Origin of the sequence: Planococcus sp. MB-3u-03 (genome assembly GCF_002833405.1) — a bacterium.
Lineage (GTDB): Bacteria > Bacillota > Bacilli > Bacillales_A > Planococcaceae > Planococcus.
Window position 1 is genome coordinate 779,177 of the sequence record NZ_CP025135.1, and the last position, 24,211, is coordinate 803,387.

Annotated in this window: 27 protein-coding genes and 1 pseudogene; 16 read left to right on the forward strand and 12 right to left on the reverse strand. The window is 49.2% G+C overall.

Annotated elements, in window-relative coordinates; translation table 11 throughout:
* Positions 1-119: 119 nt before the first annotated feature.
* Complete coding sequence (locus CW734_RS05135) at positions 120-590, reverse strand: SRPBCC family protein (RefSeq protein WP_101189716.1); 471 nt, start codon at positions 588-590, stop codon at positions 120-122.
* A gap of 382 nt (positions 591-972) precedes the next feature.
* Between CW734_RS05135 and CW734_RS05140 the strand changes: the two genes are divergently transcribed.
* From CW734_RS05140 to CW734_RS05160, 7 genes are all read left to right on the forward strand, one after another.
* Positions 973-1,998: an NAD-dependent epimerase/dehydratase family protein gene (locus CW734_RS05140; protein WP_101189717.1), complete on the forward strand. Its 1,026-nt coding sequence runs from the start codon at positions 973-975 to the stop codon at positions 1,996-1,998.
* A gap of 139 nt (positions 1,999-2,137) precedes the next feature.
* Positions 2,138-2,647: a pyridoxamine 5'-phosphate oxidase family protein gene (locus CW734_RS05145; protein ID WP_101189718.1), complete on the forward strand. Its 510-nt coding sequence runs from the start codon at positions 2,138-2,140 to the stop codon at positions 2,645-2,647.
* A 130-nt stretch (positions 2,648-2,777) separates the two neighbouring features.
* Positions 2,778-3,032 (forward strand): hypothetical protein, encoded by a 255-nt coding sequence (locus CW734_RS05150; protein WP_101189719.1) that lies wholly within the window; start codon positions 2,778-2,780, stop codon positions 3,030-3,032.
* Positions 3,033-3,259: 227 nt separating this feature from the next.
* Positions 3,260-3,634, forward strand: coding sequence for a hypothetical protein (locus CW734_RS18650; RefSeq protein WP_232787162.1), 375 nt, complete (start codon positions 3,260-3,262; stop codon positions 3,632-3,634).
* Between the two features lie 28 nt (positions 3,635-3,662).
* Positions 3,663-3,944, forward strand: a complete 282-nt coding sequence (locus CW734_RS18655; RefSeq protein WP_442956951.1) for an FBP domain-containing protein — start codon at positions 3,663-3,665, stop codon at positions 3,942-3,944.
* 193 nt (positions 3,945-4,137) lie between these two features.
* Positions 4,138-4,653, forward strand: coding sequence for an AI-2E family transporter (locus CW734_RS19380; RefSeq protein WP_257968659.1), 516 nt, complete (start codon positions 4,138-4,140; stop codon positions 4,651-4,653).
* On the forward strand, positions 4,650-5,360 hold the full coding sequence (locus tag CW734_RS05160; RefSeq protein WP_257968660.1) for an AI-2E family transporter: 711 nt from the start codon (positions 4,650-4,652) through the stop codon (positions 5,358-5,360). Before CW734_RS19380 ends, CW734_RS05160 begins: the two co-directional genes overlap by 4 nt.
* 82 nt (positions 5,361-5,442) lie before the next feature.
* Here the strand turns inward: CW734_RS05160 and CW734_RS05165 are convergent, their stop codons facing one another.
* On the reverse strand, positions 5,443-6,318 hold the full coding sequence (locus tag CW734_RS05165; RefSeq protein WP_101189720.1) for a sulfurtransferase: 876 nt from the start codon (positions 6,316-6,318) through the stop codon (positions 5,443-5,445).
* A 143-nt stretch (positions 6,319-6,461) separates the two neighbouring features.
* On the opposite strand from CW734_RS05165, the gene CW734_RS05170 reads away from it, so the two are divergent.
* Both CW734_RS05170 and CW734_RS05175 read left to right on the forward strand, forming a co-directional pair.
* Positions 6,462-7,016 carry a DUF1697 domain-containing protein gene (locus CW734_RS05170; protein WP_101189721.1) on the forward strand — a complete coding sequence of 185 codons (555 nt, stop codon included), beginning with the start codon at positions 6,462-6,464 and terminating at the stop codon, positions 7,014-7,016.
* Between the two features lie 68 nt (positions 7,017-7,084).
* Complete coding sequence (locus CW734_RS05175; protein ID WP_101189722.1) at positions 7,085-7,825, forward strand: SDR family NAD(P)-dependent oxidoreductase; 741 nt, start codon at positions 7,085-7,087, stop codon at positions 7,823-7,825.
* A gap of 108 nt (positions 7,826-7,933) precedes the next feature.
* Here the strand turns inward: CW734_RS05175 and CW734_RS05180 are convergent, their stop codons facing one another.
* Complete coding sequence (locus CW734_RS05180) at positions 7,934-8,122, reverse strand: hypothetical protein (protein WP_101189723.1); 189 nt, start codon at positions 8,120-8,122, stop codon at positions 7,934-7,936.
* Positions 8,123-8,353: 231 nt separating this feature from the next.
* Between CW734_RS05180 and CW734_RS18660 the strand changes: the two genes are divergently transcribed.
* The 7 genes and pseudogenes from CW734_RS18660 to CW734_RS05205 all read left to right on the forward strand — a co-directional run bounded on the left by CW734_RS18660 (position 8,354) and on the right by CW734_RS05205 (position 16,949).
* Positions 8,354-8,812, forward strand: a complete 459-nt coding sequence (locus CW734_RS18660) for a hypothetical protein (protein WP_232787164.1) — start codon at positions 8,354-8,356, stop codon at positions 8,810-8,812.
* Positions 8,813-9,291: 479 nt separating this feature from the next.
* A pseudogene (locus tag CW734_RS05185) lies at positions 9,292-12,116 on the forward strand (DEAD/DEAH box helicase).
* Positions 12,117-12,120: 4 nt separating this feature from the next.
* Positions 12,121-12,870 (forward strand): hypothetical protein, encoded by a 750-nt coding sequence (locus CW734_RS05190; RefSeq protein WP_101189724.1) that lies wholly within the window; start codon positions 12,121-12,123, stop codon positions 12,868-12,870.
* Between the two features lie 117 nt (positions 12,871-12,987).
* Entirely contained in the window at positions 12,988-14,925 is a 1,938-nt protein-coding gene (locus CW734_RS05195; protein WP_101189725.1) for a lipoteichoic acid synthase, read from the forward strand.
* A gap of 184 nt (positions 14,926-15,109) precedes the next feature.
* The gene (locus CW734_RS05200; protein ID WP_101189726.1) at positions 15,110-15,724 is read left to right on the forward strand and encodes a DUF998 domain-containing protein; all 615 of its coding nucleotides are present in this window, start codon (positions 15,110-15,112) and stop codon (positions 15,722-15,724) included.
* Positions 15,725-15,791: 67 nt separating this feature from the next.
* Positions 15,792-15,914, forward strand: coding sequence for a hypothetical protein (locus tag CW734_RS19385; protein WP_269801494.1), 123 nt, complete (start codon positions 15,792-15,794; stop codon positions 15,912-15,914).
* A 99-nt stretch (positions 15,915-16,013) separates the two neighbouring features.
* Complete coding sequence (locus CW734_RS05205; protein WP_101189727.1) at positions 16,014-16,949, forward strand: acetamidase/formamidase family protein; 936 nt, start codon at positions 16,014-16,016, stop codon at positions 16,947-16,949.
* Between the two features lie 52 nt (positions 16,950-17,001).
* Here CW734_RS05205 and CW734_RS05210 read toward each other — a convergent pair whose 3' ends face one another.
* From CW734_RS05210 to CW734_RS05250, 9 genes are all read right to left on the reverse strand, one after another.
* A complete protein-coding gene (locus CW734_RS05210) occupies positions 17,002-18,324 on the reverse strand; it encodes a CitMHS family transporter (RefSeq protein WP_101189728.1) in 1,323 nt (440 codons plus the stop codon).
* A gap of 173 nt (positions 18,325-18,497) precedes the next feature.
* The gene (locus CW734_RS05215; RefSeq protein ID WP_101189729.1) at positions 18,498-19,208 is read right to left on the reverse strand and encodes a response regulator; all 711 of its coding nucleotides are present in this window, start codon (positions 19,206-19,208) and stop codon (positions 18,498-18,500) included.
* On the reverse strand, positions 19,205-20,854 hold the full coding sequence (locus CW734_RS05220) for an ATP-binding protein (protein WP_101189730.1): 1,650 nt from the start codon (positions 20,852-20,854) through the stop codon (positions 19,205-19,207). The genes CW734_RS05215 and CW734_RS05220 overlap by 4 nt, the downstream gene beginning before the upstream one ends.
* Positions 20,855-20,980: 126 nt before the next feature.
* Positions 20,981-21,694 (reverse strand): hypothetical protein, encoded by a 714-nt coding sequence (locus CW734_RS05225; protein ID WP_101189731.1) that lies wholly within the window; start codon positions 21,692-21,694, stop codon positions 20,981-20,983.
* Position 21,695: 1 nt separating this feature from the next.
* On the reverse strand, positions 21,696-22,568 hold the full coding sequence (locus CW734_RS05230) for an ATP-binding cassette domain-containing protein (RefSeq protein WP_101192145.1): 873 nt from the start codon (positions 22,566-22,568) through the stop codon (positions 21,696-21,698).
* Positions 22,568-22,942 (reverse strand): GntR family transcriptional regulator, encoded by a 375-nt coding sequence (locus tag CW734_RS05235; protein ID WP_101189732.1) that lies wholly within the window; start codon positions 22,940-22,942, stop codon positions 22,568-22,570. The genes CW734_RS05230 and CW734_RS05235 overlap by 1 nt, the downstream gene beginning before the upstream one ends.
* A gap of 75 nt (positions 22,943-23,017) precedes the next feature.
* Entirely contained in the window at positions 23,018-23,455 is a 438-nt protein-coding gene (locus tag CW734_RS05240) for a Na+/H+ antiporter subunit G (RefSeq protein WP_101189733.1), read from the reverse strand.
* Positions 23,433-23,717, reverse strand: coding sequence for a Na(+)/H(+) antiporter subunit F1 (locus tag CW734_RS05245; RefSeq protein WP_101189734.1), 285 nt, complete (start codon positions 23,715-23,717; stop codon positions 23,433-23,435). Before CW734_RS05245 ends, CW734_RS05240 begins: the two co-directional genes overlap by 23 nt.
* Positions 23,714-24,199, reverse strand: coding sequence for a Na+/H+ antiporter subunit E (locus CW734_RS05250; RefSeq protein WP_101189735.1), 486 nt, complete (start codon positions 24,197-24,199; stop codon positions 23,714-23,716). The genes CW734_RS05245 and CW734_RS05250 overlap by 4 nt, the downstream gene beginning before the upstream one ends.
* Between the last annotated feature and the right edge of the window lie 12 nt (positions 24,200-24,211).

The following is a 24,211-nucleotide window of genomic DNA, read 5'->3' on the forward strand; positions in this document are numbered from 1 at the left end:
AAACGCTGCGGATACGCGTCAATGTTGCAGCCACGAAAAAAAACAGCTGTCCATCCCAATGGGCAGCTGTTTTAAATTGGCGAATGCCAAGATCAGTTGGCGGATCGGCGAACGGGGTTTCAGTCCGCATTCATGCTGTAGGTGTCGGACGTTTCGCAGACGGCTTTTAAATTGTTCAAGGTTTGCTCCATGGAATTGTTCATCAATTTTTGGATGATGAGTTTATTGGCGACCTTGCCCACCAATTTACCAGGCAGTTCATAATTCATGTCCAAAGAGATTTCGACGCCCTTTCCTTCCGGGATATAGGTCCAGAATTGATCGGACGTGATCGCTCCTTTGACAGTGCCTCTCCATGAGTATCCATTGCCATCTTTTGCCGTTTCCACGACTTCAACTTCAATCGGCAAATGCATTCCGAGCATCGTGTATTTCATGTCCATGGTCGTGCTGGTCTCTCCTTGGCCAACCAGGTTTTCGGGTTCCGAAAGGCCGACGTACCATTGGAACCAATCGCTCGGGTTGATTGCGTAATGGTAAACTTCATCAATCGGCCGGTCAATATAGATGCTTTTTTTGATATTCCACATACCATGCTCCTCCTCGTTCGTGCTCCGGGTACGGGAAATGAGGTTCGAATCGTTCTTCGCCTCATAGGTGTTAAAACGATGCTGGAACTCTTTTTGCCGATCACAACTGATGCTAAACAACCGCCAATTCTCCAAACTGGATGAAGTGAATGCAACAGGACAGGAAATAGAATGACTTCGTTTTTCGATAAATTAAGCACTACTATTATATAGGAAATAAAGCTAAATTGCAATAAGTTATTAGAAAATTCAAATTAAATAAAGTTGTGCTAACTAATATCAACTGCGGGCAGGAAGGACTTTAAAAGTTCCTTAGCGAATATGCTCGAAGAAATAGATTCTGCACATACCGGCAATGAAAATCATGACAGGAGGAATCGCAATGAAAATACTGATTCTCGGCGGCACCCGGTTTTTAGGGCGCTTTCTCACGGAGTCGGCGTTAAAGCGGGGGCATGAAGTGACATTATTTAACCGTGGAAAAGAAAACCCTGAACTTTTTCCAAAAGTAGAGAAATTGACCGGCGACCGTGGAGGCGATTTGTCTGAACTTGAAGAGGGTAAGTGGGACGCAGTCATCGATACATGCGGGTTTGTGCCGCGCGTGGTCCGTGAATCGGCGAAGCTTCTCGCAGATCGCGCTGGGCATTACACCTTTATCTCCAGCGCTTCTGTTCACGATGAATTGGAAAGCCCAGGAATCGACGAGTATCATCCCGTCGGCCAGATGTCTCTGTCGGATGCGGAAGAGATGACGAAAGGGATGACCAATCCGCCCGCTAATGAATACTACGGCGAACTGAAATTCTTATGCGAACAGGAAGTGGAGCAGCAATTTCCCGGGCGCAGCCTCATCGTACGCCCGGGGCTGATTGTCGGGCCATACGATTTCACGGGCCGATTCAGCTATTGGGTCAATCGCGTGGCGAAGGGCGGTAAAGTGCTAGCGCCCGGCCGTAAAGATAAACGCATCCAATTTATCGACGTCCGGGATTTGGCGGAATGGATCATCCGCATGGTCGAACAACAGAACAACGGCATCTTCAATGCGGCGGGGCTCGAATCGGCCTTGACGATGGAAGCACTTCTCGGTGAATGCAAAAGAGCATTGAAGAGCGATGCGGAATTTGTGTGGGTGGATGAAGCGTTCCTCCTTGAAAATGAGGTCGGCTATTGGATGGAGCTGCCTTTATGGATACCGGATAGCGAGCAGATGGAAGGCTTCCTGTCGCTTGATATCGATAAAGCGCTTGAGACAGGGCTCACGTTCCGCCCGCTTTCAGAAACGATCCGTGATACGCGTGAATGGGAGCTCAGGCATGAAGCTTTGGAGCGTATAGCAGGGCTTGATGACGATAAGGAACAAGCGGTGCTGGGAAAATGGAAAGCAAGAAAGGCGAATACGTAAATCCCGGCATGTTTAAGACTGGATAAAGCGCATACTTTTTCAGGGATTTATTCCAAAGTTTAACAACAATTGATTGCGGGAAACTAAGAGACTGTAATTAATTAATCGCAGGTTACTAGTTGAATGGAGGAGAAAGAAGATGGCACAACAGCATACACATGAAGAAGCAGTGGAAACAGTCAAAGATCTTATCAAGGATATTAAGGTTGCGATGATGACGACAGTCGTGGACGGCAAGCCCGTGTCGCGGCCGATGCAAACGCAGGAAACCGAATTCGATGGCGATTTGTGGTTCGTTACTTTGAAAGATACGGATAAATACGACGAGATTGCATCGAATCCAATCGTTAATTTGGCATATGCCGGAAAATCCTACGTCTCCATCAGCGGGACGGCTGAATTTATGGAAGACCTGGAGCGCAAGAAGAAATATTGGAACCCGATCTTCGATAAAATGCTGGAGACCAGCTACGACGACCCGAACGTCGTGCTGATCAAAGTGACGCCGGAAACTGCAGAATATTGGGAGTCGGGCAATACGCTGAAAACCGTGAAGAAGTTTGCGCAGAAGCTGACGAGCAAAGATTCCGTAGATGATAATGACGGTGAACTAAACGATACCGTCGATTTCAACAAGCCAAATAAATAATTGAAATCACAGATTAAACAGCATCCGCTTCTAATGGGATGCTGTTTTTTATTGACGGACTATTATGATAAACTTAAAGCAGAAATGGGTGATAGTGGAAGATAAGTTGAATTTCCCAAGGAGGGCTTAAATGAAGAAAAGCTTTGAATTCACACATGAAGGCCGACATATCGTCATTGAAAATCGATGGTTTGAAGGCGAAAAATTATTCGTGGACGGCCAATTGCAGGATGAAAATCTGGGGCTCAGTTTTGGCGGTGAGTTGAACGGCAAACTGAAAACCTCCGAAGGCATAAAAGACTTGAAAGCCACTGTCGGCGGTTTTTTTACGATCGAGTGCAAAGTGTTCGTCGATCATCAATTAGCCTACTCCAGCAAGGCATAGGCAATTCAATAGTTTAATTTGAGATTAGAAAAATTGCAGCGAAAGGGGTGATATCAGATGACAATCCGTAATCAATTGTCAGCGTCAGGAACGACTCACGCAAAGCCTGTATGGAATGGCGATCCTTTGTGTGGGGCAAGCAAGAATTGAATCGCCCATCACGCGTCATTTCAGCACACGGCTTCCTTATTAAATAAAAGAATCTACTTTATAAGGAGTGTCTTACAATGACGCAAACAGAACAGAACCGTGCTGAGAACAACATCGCCGGTAGACGGGTGGAAGCATTCATCCGCAATGACCAGTTTAACTTTATCAAAAACCAGGCGAAAATCCTGGTCAATGGCAAGGCGTCGAGCAACGACCGCGAAGTGGTGGATGTCCTGAGGCATTTGGCGCAGGAAAAGGTTTCCGGCTTGTTTCCATCAGTTACTGAAGAACAGTCATCGCTGCTTGGGCAATTGACCGATATTGCAGATCAAGCGCAAACCGATGCTTATTTGGAGAAGTTGGAAGCTTATCTTGTACCGTTTAAACAAGTGTCGCCTGTGGGATTGAAAAGCTGTTTCGAAAGCGAAAAAGTTGAAAGGGCCGAAGCTTGAGTCACTGGACTTTAAGCGTATATCTTATTTGGGCTGGATCGAAAGTTCGAATGTGATGTACTTGGTAACGGAACAAGACGGGCAGTTGCAGGGAATCCATGGCAGCTTCACACGCAGTTCGAAACAAGGCATCTGCTCGATTTGCAACCGTCACAGTGAGGTCGGCATGTTCATCGCTAAAACGAAAGGATCCACTCAGGATCAGTTCATCAAGCGCGGCAATTATATTTGCCAAAACAGCGAAACCTGCAATGAACACATCGATACTTTGGAGCGTCTGAATGAATTCGTCTGGCGTTTTAAAAAATAAAGAACCAGAAAGCTCTCCGGTATGTGCTGGAGGGCTTTTTGCATGAAAAAAGTTTTTACCATCAACGGGTTGAGCAGTGTTAAAAAGAAGGCTAAGGGGTATTTTACCTATAATTAGAAACTTTGCCACTGCTGCCGGCGCACCTTGTCTGGGAAATGCCAAACCAATTGTATTTTTGGAGAGGGTGGGTTCGATGGAGCCGGAAAAGAACAAAACGGCGTTCAGCCTTGCCGCTTCGTGGTTCGTGAGGTGGGTGCTGAACAATAAAGCGGTATCCGTATTGGTCATTCTGTTATTGATCCAAGTAAACATCCTGCTGCTACCGAGGATCAGCTTCATTTTCGCGCCGCTATTTGCATTGATCAGCGTCATGGGGCTGCCGCTGATCATGGCCGGGGTGTTGTATTATTTACTGATCCCGCTGATTGATTGGATGGAAACGAAAAAAATCAACAGGATCGGCGGCATTGCGATTGTCTTCGTAGTGATTCTCGGCTTGCTCGCATGGGGCGTTACGGCGTTGATCCCGGTAATCCGCGAACAATCACTGAGCTTGCTGGAAAACTGGCAAGATTATTTAGCCAGCTTTATCGCCAAAATCGATACATTTTTTGAAAGTGAGTTTTTGGCAGGGCTGCAGGAACAATTAACCGGGGAAGAAGGTGGCATCACGGCCACGATTACTGATCAAGTCGGCGTTCAACAGTGAGCGGCATCGGCAATGTATTCGGCATCGTAACGACGACCGTCTTGGCCTTGATCACGACGCCTTTTATCTTGTTCTATTTATTGAAGGACGGCCATCATCTGCCGTATCATATTATGAAATTTGTGCCTTCGCATATGCGGGAACAGACCTACCGCTTGCTGCGCGAAATGAATATGCAGATCAGCCAGTATATCCGCGGCCAGCTGCTCGTCGCATTTTTTGTCGGGCTGATGTTCTGGATCGGCTTGAGCATCATCGGCCTGGAGTATGCATTGACGCTTGGGATTTTGGCGGGTGCCTTGAATTTGATTCCATTTCTCGGGACTTTTATCGCAGTCATTCCGATCATCATCATCGCCATCGTACTGCATCCACCGCTCATGCTTTTGAAAGTGCTGATTGTGTTCATTATCGAACAGACGTTGGAAGGGCGCGTTGTGCAGCCGCTAGTTCTCGGAAGCAGCTTGAATATCCATCCGGTGACGATCATCGCCGTGCTGCTGACAGCTGGGAGCTTATTCGGTTTGCCCGGCGTCATCATCGGGATACCGGCCTATGCAGTTCTCAAAGTAGTTCTCGTGCATTTATTCAAATGGTATCAATCCTATACCGGCATGTATGCCGATGATTACAATCCAGCGCCGAAGCCTTTGGTTTCCGAAAAGAAAAAGAAAAAGTTGCTGAAACGGAAGAACAAAATGACTTAAGCATCGCTTGTGTCAAAGTCTTCAATTCGGGCGGGCGAAAAAAAACTCCCGGCCACTGAATTTGGCCGGGAGTTTTCTTGTATTAGCGAGTTTCGCTTTTGATCACCGGGCAGGACGGGTCGCTTGTCCATTCGTTCATCGATCCGTCGTATACCGCGACATTCGGTTGCCCGAGTTTATTCAGCAGCAAGGCGTTCCACGTTGCCGCGATGCCGCCACCGCAATAGGTGATGACTTTTTTGGTGGGGTCGAGCGCGCCGGTCTGCTCAAACGCAGCACGCAGTTTTTCATCATCGTATAATGCTTTCGACTGTTCGTCTGCATGAACGCCAAAAAAGACGTTTTGGCTGCTCGGGATGTGGCTGCCCTGGTATTCTTCCGGCGACAGGCTGTCGATGAGGATGGTCTGTTCGTCTTCGATGGCTTTTCGGACGTCTTCTTTCGTGGCGAGCATATCGCTGCGCCGCTGCCCTGAGAAGCTGGCTTTTGGATAGGACGCTGGGGTTGTCGATAATTCGCGGCCTTCTGCCTGCCATTTCTGCAAGCCGCCTTCTAGAATGGCGATTTGGTCGAACCCTTCATAACGCATTTGCCATGCCAGGCGCGATGCCCAGTAAGAAGCGGCGACTGATTCGCCGACGAGTGCGTTTTGGTCATAGACGACGGTACGGGTGCCGTCACCGATGCCGAGCTCGGTCATTTTGTCGATAAATGCGTCGCGCGGCGGGACCGTAAACGGCAGATCTGATTCGCTGTCCGTCAATTCCCCGAGCAAATCAGCATACACCGCTCCAGGAATATGGCCTTGGGCAAAAGACTCTTTGCCGGATTCGACTTCCGGCGGCCCACCGGCTTCAGGAAATTTCATGAATACCGTCGCATCCACAATCCGCAAATCGGAGTCATCCAAATGTTCGGCTAGCCAGTCTGTTGTCACGATTAATGGAATATCATTCATCTAAGAACTCCTCCTTCGTGTAATTGTCTTTACTGTACGCCTTATGTAAGAACCCCGTCAAAAATTAGGATTCTGAAAAAATAGATAACATGAAGACCAGCTCCATTTGTTGACCCACTATTTACCAAAAGGAGGAGAGGTCCATGATCTATGCAGCGCTGCTTCGCGGAATCAATGTCGGCGGCAATAATAAAATCAATATGAAGGAATTGAAAGAGACATTCGAACAAGCAGGCATGTCGTCAGTCAAAACCTATATCAACTCAGGGAATATCGTCTTTAAGGACGCTCGCAATAAAGAACAAGTGACGCTTGTTTTGGAAGAGGCGATTTTTGAACATTTCGGGCTGCGCATCAAGGTGCTCGTTTATTCATTTGACGAATTCAGCCGCATTGCACAAGCGGTCCCGCCGGAATGGACCAATGATGAACGCTTGAAAAGCGATGTATTGTTTTTGTGGGACCAAGCCGATGATGAACGTGTGTTGAAACAATTGCCTTTGAAACCAGACATTGACCGCGTGCAATACGTGCCAGGGGCTATTCTTTGGTCGGTCGACCGGGGGCAGGTGACAAAAAGCGGAATGGCGAAAATCGTCGGGACCAAGCTGTACAAGCTGGTCACCGTCCGCAACGTCAACACTGTCCGGAAAATTTATAATTTAATGGGGGAACTGGAAGAAAAGCCGCCGAAATAACTTATTAATTAATGGATAATTCTGATAAGATGAGCGTGATACAAAATTTGGAATTGGAGGCGATTGGGATGGATTTGGCAGGCAAAGTGGCAGTGGTGACAGGCGGGGCTTCCGGAATCGGGTTTGCAGCAGCAAAAGCATATTTGGCAAAAGGCGCAAAAGTGGTCATTGCCGACTTTAATGAAGAAGGCGGTAAACAGGCAGAAGAGAGCTTGAAGAACGATGGCGACATCTTATTCATTAAAGTGGATGTGGCAAACGAGGAGTCGGTGAAGAGCATGATCGATTTTGCGATCGATCAGTTCGGCACCATTGATTTGCTTGTAAGCAATGCCGGCATCGGCGCATTGACGGAAACCCATGAGCTGAGCTATGAAGATTACCATAAAGTCATTGCGGTCAATCAGGACAGCATTTTCTTCGGCGCGAAGCACGCAATCCGCCACATGATGAACAATGGAGGCGGCGCCATCATCAACACTTCCTCAATACTCGGAAGCGTCGGAGAAGGGGCGGCGTTTGCCTATAATGCATCAAAAGGCGCGGTCAACCTCATGACGAAATCATTAGCGCTCCAATATGCTAAGCATAATATCCGCGTCAACGCTGTTGCGCCGGGCTATGTCGAATCCGGCATGGTTAGCCGTGAAGCGCTCGGCGAAGAGTTTTACGGACAGCTGGTCAGCAAGCATCCGATCGGCCGTCTCGGCAACGCGGAGGAAATCGCCCATGCGATCATTTTCCTCAGTGAAAATGACTTCACGACCGGCACCACCATCCTGGTCGATGGGGGCTATACCGCGCAATGAACTGAAATGAAGGGTAAAATATCCGAAAATACCTGTGCACTCGATGGCCGGCCTTGAACCAGCCGGGGAGCCGCAGGTTTTTTTATGTGTTCAATTAACCATGAAAGCTCAGGGCAAAAGCTTTTGCGTCTCTTTCACTTTGATGGAAACGACTTCACCGCAGTCGAGGCAAACCGTGAAGACCCGTTCCGAACCGAAAGACATTTTCTTATTCAATGGGCGCAAGTTGACGAAATCCGTCGCTTGGACAAACGAATTCCCTCCGCAATCTGGGCATTTCTTTTCTGTGTGCTTCATATTCTTCATCTCCTTTTTATGGTTTACGCTTTTTACGCAATAAAGTTTCAAGTTCTACAACGAGCGAAATTGTGTGAGGCAAAAGAATGGTTTCCTTTAAAATACATAAGTTCAGAAAACATAAGGGCCCTGCAGGTGATATGATTAGAAGATACGATCGACAGCGAAAACTCGAAGAAACCAGCCGGGCTATTCGGCTTTTTTCAGTTTGGCAGAACAGGTGATGACACAATGGCAACCCAGACAAAAACATACCAGACGTCTATACGTTTAACTAAAACCGCATCGGAAAAGATGAGAGGGTTCGGCATCAGCGAACGCTCATTTTTTATGGCGGACAAACCGTTTCAGGTATTTCTTGAACGCTATCCGTCGACGGCGGATGGCTCTCTTTCGGTTGCGCTGCTGTTCAGTGCAGAACAGACAGAGCGGCTGACGGATCAGGCAAATGGGCAATTGGCTGTCCTTCACTGCGTGTTTGCCAATCATCAGCTATTGGTGACCAATGTGACTTTACGTAAAGCATACCAGGCGCTCGGCACCAATTGGCAACGCGAGGAATCGATTCAGTTCAACAATTCGCGCGATCCGGTGCCGGTGGCGTTCATGAATTTGATCAACCGGATGACGCCAGCGAAAGAGCGATCGGATTACGTGAAAAGCGCATCTCGAGCTGGGAAGGTTATTTGAAAATCCAAGAACAGGGCATGGATATTCCGGATATCAAGACGGGCTATTCGAATCTGGCGTTCAGCCACGATTTCAGCCGCATCACCTTGACAGGCTGCCGCATGGACGACAAAGAATGGAAAAACCTGCGTAATTTGAGCGTCCGCTTGACGGGAATCGACGGCGATGTCGGCAGTGTCCTCAAGACGAAGAACCGGGCGATCGACATCGAATTGAATCCATACATTATCAAGCAGCTGCGCGAAAAAGCGCATGCCCTTCCAAAAAGGGAAGTCGTTTTTAGCAATTTCGCGGCACTCAGCCAAATCCGAAGATTGCGCCAAGGCTTCACCAATCTCGAGAAAGGCCTTGCGGTCAATCCCCAGCTCGATCGCCTATTATTTGAGGAGCGTCCGAATGTGGCACCACTAAAGGAAATGCCGAAACTCGAGTTCCACAACCGCTTGAATGAATTCCAGCAGCAAGCTGTGACAGGGGCGATGTCAGCGGAAGATCTCTACGTTATTCAAGGGCCTCCCGGAACCGGCAAGACGACAGTCATTTCAGAGATCTGTCTGCAAAATGCGAAAAAAGGCTTGCGTACACTCGTCGCTTCCCAGTCGAATCTGGCAGTCGACAATGCGCTCGGGCGTTTGCTTGCCCATAAAGACATCCGCATCTTGCGTGTCGGGCGCACCGAAAGCATCGAAGAAGACGGCCAGAAATTCATCGAAGAAAATGTCGGCCAGTATTGGAAAGACCATACCTTAAAAGAAATCACGGCGCAGTTCGAGGAGCGCAAAGCCCGCGAAAAAGAAGTCGCCCAAAAGCTTGAAGAAACGGAACAGGCCTATGTAGAATTGCAGCCGGTTTTTGAGAAATGGAAGCAAGCCGTGGAAGATAAAAAAGCAGCCCAAGCGAAACAGCGCGAATTGCAGTCCGCCATCGAACCATTGCAAAACAAAACAGGGGCATTCGAGCTCGAACAGCGGCAAGCAACAAGCCGCAAGCAAAGCATCCAAGAGAAAATGGACGCCCTGCAAACGGCAATCGACAAAACGCAAAGTTTGATCAATAGCGGGCATGGGCCCGAATGGTTCGAACAACAACAGCAGCACATAGCCGAAACCATCGAGCAACTCGAACGCGTACACGAGTCCACTCAGCTGACCGAACAGCTGTCAGCACTCCGCCGCGAGATGGGGTTGATTGAAGAAAAACGCGACGAAGTGATGGCGAGAGCTCAGGAAAAGCAAGCTGTGCTTGAAGCAGTCGAAGACATGAAGAAAGTCGGCAATTTGCTTGATGTGATGAATGAACAACAGATCGAAGAAGTGCCGGCGATCACTTTCTCACTCAGCAAACTAGACATGATTCGCGACAAGATAACGGAGCGCAAAAAACTCGAAGCCTATAATACGAGCGTCACTTCAGCAATAGGCTATGTCGAAAAAGTGCTGGGGGGTTCTGGCATCGATGCGGCGCAAGTGAAAGAACGCGCCTTGTCGCAAGCGGAATCATTCACCTCGGCCAATATCGATGAGTTTTTGGAAAAGCTGCGCGGGTTGTTGAAAAATTCGCAGCACATCGATTCGAGCGTTCTCGCGAAAGCGCTGAGCGGCTTATACAAACGCCAGAACGATGTATGGCGAAGAGGCGCGATGCTAAAAGCCGCCGATGTTTATATAGAAGACTCGCAACGTGCATTTGGCCAATTGAAAAAAGCGCTGTGCATGGAACTCGAAAAGCAAAGACAGCGCTACTTGGACTTGGACGAACGGGGGCTGGAACAAGCGGAACGGCAGCGGGAAGAACTTTCACGCATCGAACGGCGAGTAGCCAGTTTATCCGTCTCGATCGATGTGCCGGAAGATATCGAACAGGCCATCGCCAATCATCAAACACAATTGACTCAGCTCCGGAAAGACCAAGCGGATTCCGTTCAAGCGGCAGCAGATTTGGAACAGCAACAAGCCCGTTTGCTCGCTGAACAAACAGCATTTGAGAAAGCCGAACAGCGAATCGTGGAGATTGCAGCGCAACTTGACGTGGCGATGCGGCGTCTAACAGAGAAAGAGCAGGAACTGCAAGCTTTGGAAGCCATTCTTTCAACGGATCCGGAAGCGGCATACGAAGAAACCGCGAAACAACTCGCCAGTTTGTCATTCGATGTGGAATCGCTCAAGCAAGAGCAGAAAAATTTCCCCTTATTGCAATCGGTGCAGAAGCAGTGGATCGGGCTGCTCGAGTCGGCGAACGAGCACGATTTGGATGAAATCCGCAAGCTGTACATCAAACACGCCAATGTCATCGGGACGACTTGCGTGGCATCAGCGCGCAAGGATTTCCAGGACAATTATCCGGTATTCGATGTCGTTATCGTCGACGAAGTGTCGAAAGCGACGCCTCCTGAACTATTATTGCCGATGCTCAAAGGCAAAAAAGTCATTTTGGTCGGGGATCACCACCAATTGCCGCCACTACTTGGCAACGATACCTTGGAAGAGACTTTGGAAGAAATGATCAAAGAGGGCAGCGGCTTTGAAGAAAAGCGCGAACTCGAAAAACTGCTCGAAGAATCGTTGTTCGAACGCTTGTATAAAAACTTGCCAGAAACCAATAAGACGATGCTCGCCATTCAGTACCGCATGCACGAGGACATCATGGAAACCATCTCGCCGTTCTACAAAGACGAGAATGTGCAATTGCAATGTGGCTTGGCTGATTCAGACAAAGAACGCGACCATTTCCTTGAGTCGGCGTCGGTCAAACGCAACAACCATCTCATGTGGCTCGATTTGCCGAACGAACCGGCGTATTTCGAGGAGCGCATGAGCGGCGGGAAAAGCCTGTACAACCCGTCGGAGCTCGAGGAGATCAGCCGCCTGCTGGTGGAACTTAACGATGCGGTGGCCGAAGCGAAGGCGTCCGGGCGGATCCCGGCGGACGAGCTGAAAACGGTCGGCGTCATTTCGTTCTACGGCGAACAAGTGAAGCGGCTGCAGCGCATGATCGACCAGGAATTGCGCTTGCCGCATTTATTGCTCCGCACCGGCACGGTCGACCGATTCAAGGCAGCGAAATGGAGATTATCCTCCTGAGCATGGTCCGCAATAATCACAACGACCGTGGCGATATCGGCTTCGCGAAAGATTACCGCCGATTGAACGTAGCGTTGTCGCGCGCCAAGCAATTACTCGTGATGGTCGGCAGTTCCGCGATGTTCACGAAGTGTGCGAAAAAAGAACAGACGAAACGGATGTATCAGCATGTGCTCGATGTGGCCGAACAAAAACAAGGCGTAAAAGTGTTGCAGAAGGGGTGAGCAAGTGGACAAACTGAACAATAAGCTGCGCGCAGAATTGGCGTCCAACAAAGACGTGACGATCATTAAAGAACTTTCGTGGCATTTGCCGCTGATTTCTTATGAAGTGTCGTTTGCCCGCGTCAAGCGGCTCAAAATGGACATTTTGATGAAGATGCTGCTGCTGGCATTTCAAGAAGCAGACATCCGCCGCCCTGCAGCGCTCGCTGAGATGCTGTTTGTCGAAGAGCTGTTCATCCGCGATTTGATCGATAAAATGCACAGCACGCAGCTAATCCGCCTCGACGCAAAAGGCTACCGGCTGACCGACAAAGGCCATGGCTATTTGGAGAAAGGCATTTTCGAAGAAGCGATGGAAGACGGAGAAGACATCGTTTCCTTTAGTGCTGCACACAACGCCTATAGCTTGTCGGAAGAAGCGCTTGAAGAAAATGGAAAGAACTTGCCTCCCTACCGCTATGCGTTTAGTCGAAGTGCTGATACGGGGCGCATCCATGAGCTGTTAACGGAAGAAAAAAACAGCGCAGAAGATGGCTATCAAGTGATTGTCGCGGACATTTCATCTTGTGAAGAACTTGGCAGGGAATACATTCCGTGCATCGAGTTTCAATTATATGATCAAAAACAGGATCTCTTCTACGCCCGTGTCTGGAACACGCGGCTCGGCGCATGGGATGAGTTGCTCGAAAAGCAGATCGAAGAACAGGAACTTGTCGAATGGCGCGAAGCGATGAAAACTGCGGAACCTTCCTGAAAAGCCGCTTCAAACTTTGAATTTCCGGAAAATGGGAGTACAATAGAGTTTGTTTCTTTAAAGACAGGTACGCTAGACTGCTTTCAGATAATCGATGATGAAAAGGTGTAATGAAAAATGAAAAATAAAATGAAAATGAATAACTACATGCCCTTATTTCTCGTGGCAGTTGTCATGTTGTGGGCGAAGACTTATATCTCGCAAAAAACCCAATTCACGCTGGAAGTTGAAGGGTCGTTACAGGAATTTCTGCTGGCGATCAACCCTTTAGGCTCGGCGCTGTTATTATTGAGTTTCTCGCTGTTTTTCAAAGGAGCGCGGAAATATTGGGCGCTGCTTGTTATTTATCTCGGCATGTCGATCCTGTTGTATGCCAATGTCGTCTATTACCGGTTCTTCAGTGATTTCATTACTTTGCCGACTTTGTTCCAAACACAGAACTTCGGTGATTTGGGCGGCAGTGTCCTGACCTTGATTCAACCGATGGATTTCCTGTTCTTTGTGGACGTCTTGCTTCTCGGTGCATGGATGATTTCCAAGCGGACGGAAAAAGACATGCGCATCATCAAAAAGAGAATGGCATTGCCTTTGATCGCGGCAGCTTTATTGATTTCCCTCTTTAATTTGTCGCTCGCAGAATCGGACCGTCCCGATCTATTGACACGCGGCTTTGACCGCGCGTACATCGTCAAATATTTAGGGATGTACAATTACGCCCTATATGACACGGCGGAGACCTTGAAAGCTTCTTCCCAGCGGGTCATGGCGGACAGCGATGACAATACGGAAGTATTGAATTACACGAAATCCAATTACGCCAGCCCCAATGAAGAATATTTCGGTGCAGCGGAAGGCATGAACGTCGTCTATTTGCATCTGGAATCGTTCCAAACCTTCCTGATGGATTATGAACTGAACGGCGAAGAAGTCACGCCATTCCTGAATTCGATGATGGATGACCCGAATACGATGTACTTCGATAACTTCTTCCATCAGACGGCGCAAGGCAAAACTTCGGATGCGGAATTCATGTTGGAAAACTCCCTGTTCGGCTTGCCGAAAGGATCCGCGTTCATTACGAAAGGCCAGAATACGTATCAATCGGCTCCAGCCATCTTGAAAGAGAAAGGCTATACGTCGGCTGTATTCCACGGCAATAACGGAACGTTCTGGAATCGCTCCGAAATCTACAAGTCTTTCGGCTATGATCATTTCTTCGATATCGAATCATACCCGAATACGACTGAAGCCGATATGGCAGAATACGGCCTGATGGACAAGCCATTCTTTGAGCAGTCAGCACCGCTTTTGGAATCGCTGCCGGAGCCGTTCTATACGAAATTCATCACCGTGGCGCATCATTTCCCTTATAAAATGGACCAGCAACTGGCGACCATCGAAAAAGGGACGACAGGCGATGCGAGCGTCGATAATTATTTCCAGACGGCACGTTATGCAGATGAAGCAATCAAGCAATTTTTCGAACAGCTTGAAGCGTCCGGTCTTGCAGATAATACGATGATCGTCATGTATGGCGACCATTACGGCATTTCCGACAACCATAATGAAGCCATGTCTGAAGTGTTGTCAAAAGATATCACGCCAGTAGAGAACGCCAAGCTTCAGCGCGTGCCATTGTTTATCCATGTGCCTGGCATGGACGGCGGCATCAACGATACGTACGGCGGCCAGATCGACTTATTGCCGACCGTGATGCATCTGCTCGGAGTGGAAACACAGAATTACGTACATTTGGGAACCGATCTATTGTCGGAAGAACATGAAGAACTCGTCGCGTTCCGTAACGGCGATTACGTCAGCCCTGATGTCTATTCCATCGGAGAAGCGTTCTACGATCCGGAAACCGGCTTGCCGCTCGAAGAAGAACAGCAAATCGAACAAGCCGAGACCTTGAAGCAGCACGGACGATATGAATTGCAGCTATCGGATGAAGTCGTCAATGGCGACTTATTGAGATTCTACACACCGAACGGCTTCACGCCAGTCGACACGGCGGATTATTCTTACCAGCAATCCGTGGATTCGACAGAATAAGAGAAAAGATGCCCTGAACCGTTTTTCGGTCCGGGGCATCTTTTAGTTTAAATGGAGATTTTATTTAGTTATTGGCCCATTGCATTGGCAAAATCTTTCAAAAGAGAGATAATGGCGATAATCAAACATCATCGTCGTCGAACCGGAGATAACTGTTGCAAAACCTGAAAAGGAGCTGGTCGGCATGGCACAGAAACTGACGATTTTCGGAGCAATCGCTGTGTTTTTCTACGTTTTCCACGTCCTGCTTGGCGGCTGGCTGTGGGAAGGGTATAGCCATCTGCATCAGCCGATCAGCGATTTGACGGCTCAAGGGGCGCCGGACCGAAGGATACTGACCGCTATTACGATTTTGTACGGTATCTGTTCGATTGTGTTTGCGGCGAGTGCCTATATCGTATTCAAACGCTTTGCGCCGAAAGTTTCACGTGTGGGCATGCTGGTTTTTCTGGCAATGCATCTCGTGTCGATCACCTACGGCTTGTTTCCGCAAGATGCCCAGGGAGCGCCGTTGAGCTTTACCGGCATGATGCATTTGGCAGTCACGGCCTTGATCGTTCCGCTGACGATCCTGGCGCCGCTTTTGATCGGGATCGGGTTGAGAAAAGATCGCAATTTCAAAGTATACGGACAGTATTCCATCGCAACAGGCGTGTTCATCCTGATTGCCGGCGGAACGACCGCGATCTTTTTCGCCCAGGGCTGGCCGTATTTCGGTCTTGTCGAACGGTTCAATATCGGTGCGCTGCAACTATGGATGCTCGTTAGTTCACTTATGCTTTTTACTATGAAACAATAAATGAACCTTGAATCTAAGATTAAAGGAGCGACAGCAGATGTTCTCGTTTTTTAAGAAGAAATGCGCGGTGTGCAAACAAAAAGTACGACAGCCGCGGAAATATTACAACGACCGCGATGAAGCGGTCGTCGTCTGTGCGCAATGCGCCATATACGCCGAAAGACGCGCGTTCCGGAAACGCAGTGCATAAGCAGAAAGCCTGCCGGATCATCGGCAGGCTTTTTCATCTTAAAGGAAGTTTTATTTTTCGCCATAATCAAAGAAACCGTATGTACGGAAGGGGAAGCACATGAATCACACAATTGAGCTCAAGTCCGAAAATCTCCATTCTTCGTTCAATAAAGAATACAGCCCCATTTTGACAGTCCAATCGGGCGATACGATCGAAACGCGGACACCGGATATCCAATGGGGCTACTCAGCGCATCAGGATGAAGAACGGGTCATTTACAGTTCGCGCGAAAACGAAGAACAGCTCGGCCATCCGCTCATCGGCCCGATTGCCATTGAAGGCGCAAAGCCTGGAATGGTGCTCGAAGTGCGCATTAACCAAAATGTGTCTGGCTGGTACGGGCGCAATTGGGCGGGCGGTACGCCGGCTTGGCAAAACGAAAAGCTCGGCATCGCGGACAGCGAACGCCTCCAAGTGGACTGGACGCTGGATCGTGAGCAGATAAGCGGCAACTGCACATTGTCCGGCAAGGAATTCAGCGTCGCCTTATCGCCGTTTCTCGGGCTCATCGGCCTGGCGCCTGGAGAGGCGGGAACGCACCGCACCTCGCCGCCGTACCGGACGGGCGGCAATATCGATTGCAAGGAACTGGTCGCAGGCAGCTCGCTATTTTTGCCGGTCGAAGTCGAAGGGGCGCTGTTGTCGTTCGGCGATGGCCATGCTGTGCAAGGCGACGGTGAGAATTCGGGAACGGCGATCGAATGCCCGATGGATCTCGTCAATTTGACGGTCGTGCTCCATGAAGAAATGGAACTTGCCATGCCGAAAGCTAAAACGCCCGCCGGCTGGGTGACATTCGGTTTTGATGAAGACTTGAACGAAGCCGCAGCAACGGCTCTCGACGAAATGGTCGGCTTGATCCAGCAGTTTCATTCGCTATCAAAAACGGAAGCGATGGCGCTCGCGAGTGTCGCTGTCGACCTGCACGTCACACAGATTGTCAACGGCGTCAAAGGGGTGCACGCCATTTTGCCGCACGGTGCGATTCGTTAAACAATGAAAAAATGCCAGGAAAGAGAGTCCCCTCTTTCCTGGCATTTTTTTATTAGACGACGCCGACCAATACGGAGACGGCGAGCAAGACGATGCTGAAGCCCCACATAATCGGAAGCGAGTAGCGGATATGGCGGCCCATCTCGAGCCCCGCCAGGCCAAGTGCGAGCCAGAGGGCGGGTGAGAAGGGGCTGACGAACGTGCCGATGATATTGCCGATGATCATGGCGTAAGCAGCCGTCAGCGATGACACGCCTGCGCCTGTAACGACTTGCTCGACAATCGGGAACAAGGCGAAATAATAAGCGTCGGTGCTGAGCAATAGATCGAACGGCACGCCGAAGAATCCGATGATCAAGTGCAGGTAAGGAATGACGAATGCCGGCAGGATCGTGACCAAATCACTGGCGATCGAGTCGAGCATCAAAGTGCCTTCCAGGATGCCGAGGAATGAACCGGCAGCCAAGATGATCGCAGCCATAAGAAGCGCGTTCGGCGCATGGTCTTTGATGCGGTCCATTTGGTCTTTCATGTCCGGGTAGTTGAGCGGCAAGGCGATGCTGACGCCGATCATGAAGGCAAGGCCTGCTGGAATGACGCCCCATACGAGCACACCGATGACGGCCAGCGCCAAGATGGTATTTGCCCATAAGAGCTTCGGCCGGCGCAGGGCCGCAGCTTTTTGTGACTTTTCATCTTGAGCCGTCACATCGAGTGGGTCTGCTTCTTCGAAGATTTCTTTATTGAAATCACCGCGTCTTGCGATGAGGCGCTTTTCGCGCATCGCGAGCAAGACGGCCAGGGCGATCAACAGGATGAGCCCGATCACTTGGACTTTGATCAGCGGGCGCCATAATTCGGTTACGTCCATGCCAAGAACGGCAGCGGTGCGGCCGAGCGGTCCAGCCCACGGCAGCATATTCATGATGCTCGCCGAAGTACCGACCAGCAATAGCAGGAGATAAGGATTCATTTTCAAACGCTTATAAAGCGGAAGCAGTGCTGGTATGGTGATCAGGAAAGTGGAAGCGCCGGATCCGTCGAGTTGTGCGACCGCAGCGATGACGACGGTGCCGACTGCGACAGCGATGACGTTTCCTTTAGAGACAGCGATCATTTTATTGATCAACGGATCGAACAAACCGACATCTTGCATGATGCCGAAGAAAAGAATGGCGAAGATGAACATGATGACGACGCTGATGACCGATTCGACGCCGCTATTGAAGAAGTCGCCGATTTCCGCAAAGCTGAAGCCCGCGACAAAGGCAGCCACAATCGGCACGAGCACAAGTGCGACGATCGGCGTGATTTTATTGCTGATAAGAAGTGCCACAATGATGATGATTGTAAATAAGGCAATAATGCTTAACATACTGGATTCCCCCTAGGTGCAAAATAGCGCGGAGGATCATTTTGTAAACGCATACATCTTGGCGCAAAAAATAAATCCCCCGGTTCAAGTTATAAATAACAACTTATCACAGAGGGATTTGAAAAATAAGATTATTCACTTAAGACGACTAAAGAGCGTTTTGGGGGTTTTGTTCATTTTGTCCACGGGACGTAGCGGCGTTCAGGGCGGCCGATTTCCCCATAATTCAATTGCGCTTTCGCTTCATTACTTGCGACTAGATGCTCCAGGTAGCGCCTGGCGGTGGAGCGGCTGATGCCGACCGCCTTGCCGGCCTCCATGGCATTGGCCCCTTCAGGTGAAGAAGCGTTCAAAAAGTCGCGGACGCCGTCCAAAGTCAATTGGTCGATGCCTTTCGGAAGTTCTTCGCCATTGTCTTCTGTTTGAGCCGCTTGTGGAGCGGACACGCCGAACAGGCGATCGAGGTCGCTTTGCTGCCAGTCCAATGAGGCAGAGAGGACCAGCCGCTGATCGCGGAAGCGTTCCAAGGCTTGCGCGAACCGCTCGAAGTCGACAGGTTTCAATAAATAATCGAACGCCCCGCCGCGAACGGTTGCTGCAATCGTTTCAATTTCATTGGCGGCAGTCACCATGATGATGGCGATTTGAGGATACTGTCGGCGGATATCCCAAAACAGTTCCAGCCCCGAGCGGTCCGGAATAAAAACATCAAGCAGGATTACATCGGGAAGTGGAGATGCCTTCTCTAAAAAAGCCATGGCTTCGTCGCCTGTTTTGGCGATCAAAGCAGCTTCATAGCCAGTGACTTGTCCGGCCAGTTCGGCGTTGATGCCCGCCACGCGGAAATCGTCTTCGATAATCAGGATGTGAAGAGTTGCGTTCATGGTTGAATTCCTTCTTTCGGTAGAGTCAGCACAAAACAAGCGCCTCCGAGTTCACTTTCTTCGATCAGCACTTCGCCGCCCGCCGCTTTGGCGAGGCGATTCGTCGTACTTAAGCCGAAACCGCGTCCAGCAGCACTTTTTGACGAAATGCCTTCATTAAAGATGTCACTTGTAATTGCCTCGGAAATCCCGGGACCGGAATCGTCGATTTCAAAAATGATGTCATCCCCGATATCGGTAAATGTCAGTGAAACGAGCCGCTCCGATACCGGCTGTTGTTTGACGGCTTCAAAAGCATTGTCGAGCAAGTTGCCGATCGCGGTCAAGAGGGCTTGACGCTGCGGTTCGGGGACAGCTTGCTGGAGGCTGCTGTCCTCGCCAATCGATAGCTGCACTTGCTGTTCACGTGCTTGATGGATCTTGCCGAGCAATAAGCCGCTGATGAGCGGATCTTTCACTTTGCCGATCAATTGACGCGACCATTCGAGCTGGATATGGTGTTCGGTCCGGATGAATTCCAGGGCGTCTTTTCTTTTGTCCAAATGGAGCAATCCGGAAATCGTGTACAGTTTATTCGAAAATTCATGAGTTTGGGCGCGCAGCGCATTGGCGTATTGCCTTACTTGGGCAAGTTCTTTTGCCAGCTGGTCGATTTCCGTTTTGTAGCGGAAAGTCGAAACCGCCCCGACCAGCGCCCCTTCAAAATGGATCGGGCTTGAGTTGACATAGACCGGATGCTCGCCGTAAAGCCGTTCCTGGTCGAAATGGCTGGTGCCATGCGCCAAAATTTCAGGCAGATCGGAAGAAGGCAGCACTTCGGTGACCGGTTGGCCGATCAATGACTGTTCGTCTTTCTCATTGCCGAACAATAATTGCTTGGCCTGGTGATTGAGCAATGTGATGTGCCCCAGGCGATTGACCGCGATGATGCCTTCGTGGGTTGATTGCAGAATGGTTTCTTTTTGGAATAGCAGATGGGCAATCTCTTCGGGCTCAAGGCCGTGAAGCTTGCGCTTGATATAGGAAGCAATGGCGATTGCCATCAAGAAAGCGACAGCTCCAATGGTGAGCAGCATAAGCCAGACTTCTTGCGTATAATCGCCGATCAAGCTTTGGACGTCGGTCGAAAGAAAGCCGACCGAGACGACGCCGATGATTTGCCCGTCGGAATAGATGGGCACTTTCGCGCGCAGCGAATCGCCAAGTGTGCCGGCCGCTTTCGAGACATAGGATTGTCCTTCATTAAGAGCCCGTTCGTTGTCTTCGCCGACCATCCGCCCGCCGATCTGTTCGGGATTCGGATGGGAATAGCGAATTTCTTCGCGGTTCCCCACCACGATGAATTCCGCTTCGGTTGCTTGCTGTACGGGGGCGACGAGCGGCTGGATGACGGCTGCCGGGTCCGGTGCATCGAATGCCTCGATGATATCAGAGTTGAGGGCGATGGCTTCCGCGACACTGAGCGCTTGTTCTCCGAGCTGGTCTTCTGTCACGGTGCGCACAAAATAATTCGAAAACAAGCCGATCACCAAGAGGACCGCTGCGATCAACAGCGCAATCAAGGCGACCATTTTGGTTTTTAATGAAAGCGCACGGCCCGGTTCATCGTTCCAGCGGCGTTTCTCGGGTGTCTTTTGTAGAAACATGTGGCAGTCTCCTTGTGGATAATTTCTGTAGACATCATACCATAGCGAAGAAGGCGTATATGGTGCCGTGCCATTAACCGGGCATGCAAAAGCCTTGCCGCATGGAGGGCAAGGCTTCGGTGGAATTTACATTTTGATTGTGACGCGTTTGGTCAGCAACCGCATCAGCGAGAAAAGAAGCAGAATCAGGACGGACGATCCGAGTGCTGTCAGCCAAAAATTCGCTTCGAGCGGATTATATGGCAACCATTCCATGGCATCGGCCGTGTTAGGCTTCCATAGATAATCATTTAGGCCGAAGATGACGAACGATAAGGCGATAAAGCCGAAGCCGGCGATCCAGCCAAAGCGGTAATAGCCGATGCTGATGACCCAGCCGGCTAAAAAGAAAGTCAAGGTGTTCAGGAATAGCGCAATTGCAGCGGCAAACCAGCCGCCTGTCGTCTCGAAAGCAGAGACCGTATCCAACTCGACAGGCAATGAAATCGTTTCAGCAAGCAAATGTTGAAGACCGTTGACGGCGAGCGGAACCAAGGTAGCAAATGCAGACAACGCGAGTGCTGCCAGGGCAGTGCCGAGGTATGAATCTTTGCGGCTGACGCCTTGCTGGATGTGGCGGCTCATGAATACATAAGCGGACATAATGCCGACCACCAACATGAAAATATTCACGGAATACTGGGAAAAGACGAAGAAACCTTCAATTTGATTGGTGTCGCCATTCAGCCAAAATACTCTTACTAAATGAATCACAAAAAGGATAGAGAAAAACCACAAACTCCATTTGAACATATCGGAAAAGACAGCGGCTGCAACTCTTCTATAGCGCGGGGATGTCATATTAATTCGCCTCCTCGGTTAAATGGATAAATAGATCTTGAAGTGATACTGGGCCAATCTCGAGTCCTTGCGCACGCGCTTCTTGGCGTTTAGCGTCACCGAGATTTCCATAAATCATAACGGATTTCGTGCCGCCTAATTGCTGTTCGTTCAACTGTTTCATGCCTGCAGTAAAGATATCGACTTCCTGTGCGGCACCGGTAACAGATACCCCGTGTGCTTCGATGGTTTCATACGGTTCATGCAATAATACGGTGCCTTGATCGATGATAACGACGTTGTCGAACAAATAATCCATCTCCGATACTAAATGGGTCGATAGGATAAAGGTTCGCGGATGATCTTCTTGGTCCTGTAAGATTTCTTTATAGAAGATTTCACGTGACGGCGCGTCCATGCCAAGATAGGCTTCATCGAATATAGTGATTGGCGCGCGGCTGGCAAGGCCGATGACAACATTCAACGCAGACTGCATGCCTTTCGATAACTTATTGACGGGTTTATTGACCGGAAGTTTGAAACGCTCGATCAATTGTTCTGCATAGCCCATGTCAAAATGGGGGCGGTAGTGGGAGGCGAGTGCAATTAACTTCTTCGCTTTTTCGGTTTCTTCTTTATAGTCTTTGTCATAGACGAACGCCACTTGCTCCATCTTCTCTGGATTCTCGAACACCGTGGAGCCGTCGACAAATACTTCGCCAGCAGTGGGTTCGCGGAAAGCGGCAATCAACGACAGCAAAGAGGTCTTGCCGGCGCCGTTTCGGCCGATGAGGCCATGGATTTTGCCCGCTTCCAATGTCAGTGACACGTCTTTCAAGGCTTCAAACTTTTTGAATTTCAATGTTACGTGATTGAGTTGGACTGAGGCTGCCATCATGCATCACGCCCTTTCGTGGATTTGATCAATTCGATGATTTCTTGTTCCGTAATGCCGAGTTTTTCCGCTTCCTGCACGAGCCCGGTGACGTAATTATCGACAAATGCCTTTTTCCGCTGCTGGACTAAAGTTTTCTTTGCGCCTTCTGCTACAAACATGCCAATCCCTCGCTTTTTAAATAGTATGCCTTCGTCGACAAGCTGTGTGATGCCTTTTGAGACGGTTGCGTGATTGATTTTGTAGAAATTGACCAATTGATTCGTTGATGGGGCTTGGTCGCCTTCTTTTAATTGATCGTTGACGATTTGGTCTTCGATCAATTCGCGGATCTGCAAAAATAAAGGTTTCGCTGAATCAGTTGAGTTGACCATGAAAACACCTCCTTGGGTGATTGGGTAATATGGTTATATACTTGTGTATAACCATATAACTTTAATTATAGAAAGTCAACTGTAATATTTCAAAACAGTTCCAGAACTTAAAATTCCAATAAAAAGAAGGGCAGTTTCACCCTTCTTTTGTTCGATCGTATTCTTTTTATTCAGCGCTTCGGCCAAGGCGTCTTCTGTCGAGATGCTTGTCAGTTTCACATTCGAGCGATAGGCCGCACGCATGATCAAGTGGCCAGAGACAGGGGCAGTCAAAAAGACGAAAACAATTCCGAGCAGCAAACGCACGCTAATGAAATTCTCGCTTGCCCAAAAGAAAATAAATGCGCCAATGAGCGATAGGAGAACGGCCAGCGTAGCACTTTTCGTCGCGGCATGCGAACGGGTATAAGCGTCTGGAAAACGCAAAATGCCGATGGCGCTAATGACGGCCATCACGCTGCCCGCCAAAATAAGGAAAACGCCTATATATTCACTGATCATGCTTATGTTCAACGATATCGCCCCTTTCCACAAACCGGGCTAAGGCAATGGTGCTGATGAACGCCAAAATGCCTACGACCAGGATGACTTCTAAAAAGACGTGAGTTTTTAAGAACACCGAAAACACGGCAACGGCGGATATCAAGTTAACGCCAATCATATCAAGTGCGACAACCCGGTCTGGCATTGAAGGGCCGCGTATGATGCGGTAGAGCGCCAACAAGATGGCAAGCACGAATAGGCTAAGGGCGATGGTCAAGATAATATCGATCAATTTCGCGTCACCTCCATAATGGCTGTTTCGAAAGTTTTGATGGAACTGAGCAGGGATTCACGTGATTTTTCCACATCCATCGCATGGATATAAAATACTTTATTGTCCGGCGAGACTTCGAGAATCACGGAACCAGGCGTGAGAGTCAGCAACAAAGCTAAGGTCGTCAGTTCGTAATCGCCTTCCATATTATGTTCATAAGTGAAAATCCCAGGCTTAATATCCAATTTTGGGCTAAGGATTTGTTTCATGATGGAGATGCTTGACTGGAACAGTTCACGAATGAAAATCAGCAGCAGTTTAAGTGTGGAATAGACACGGATTAAGTAGAACTTGGTGCCAAAAAAGCGGTGCATTAAAAAGATAATGCCGAGGCCAATTAAATAGCCTGTTAAAAAGGTCGAGAAATAAAATGCAGTCTCGTCCATTAACAAGGTCCATAATAAGCCGATCATTATATTCAACAGAAACTGGGCGGGCAAAAGCAATCACTC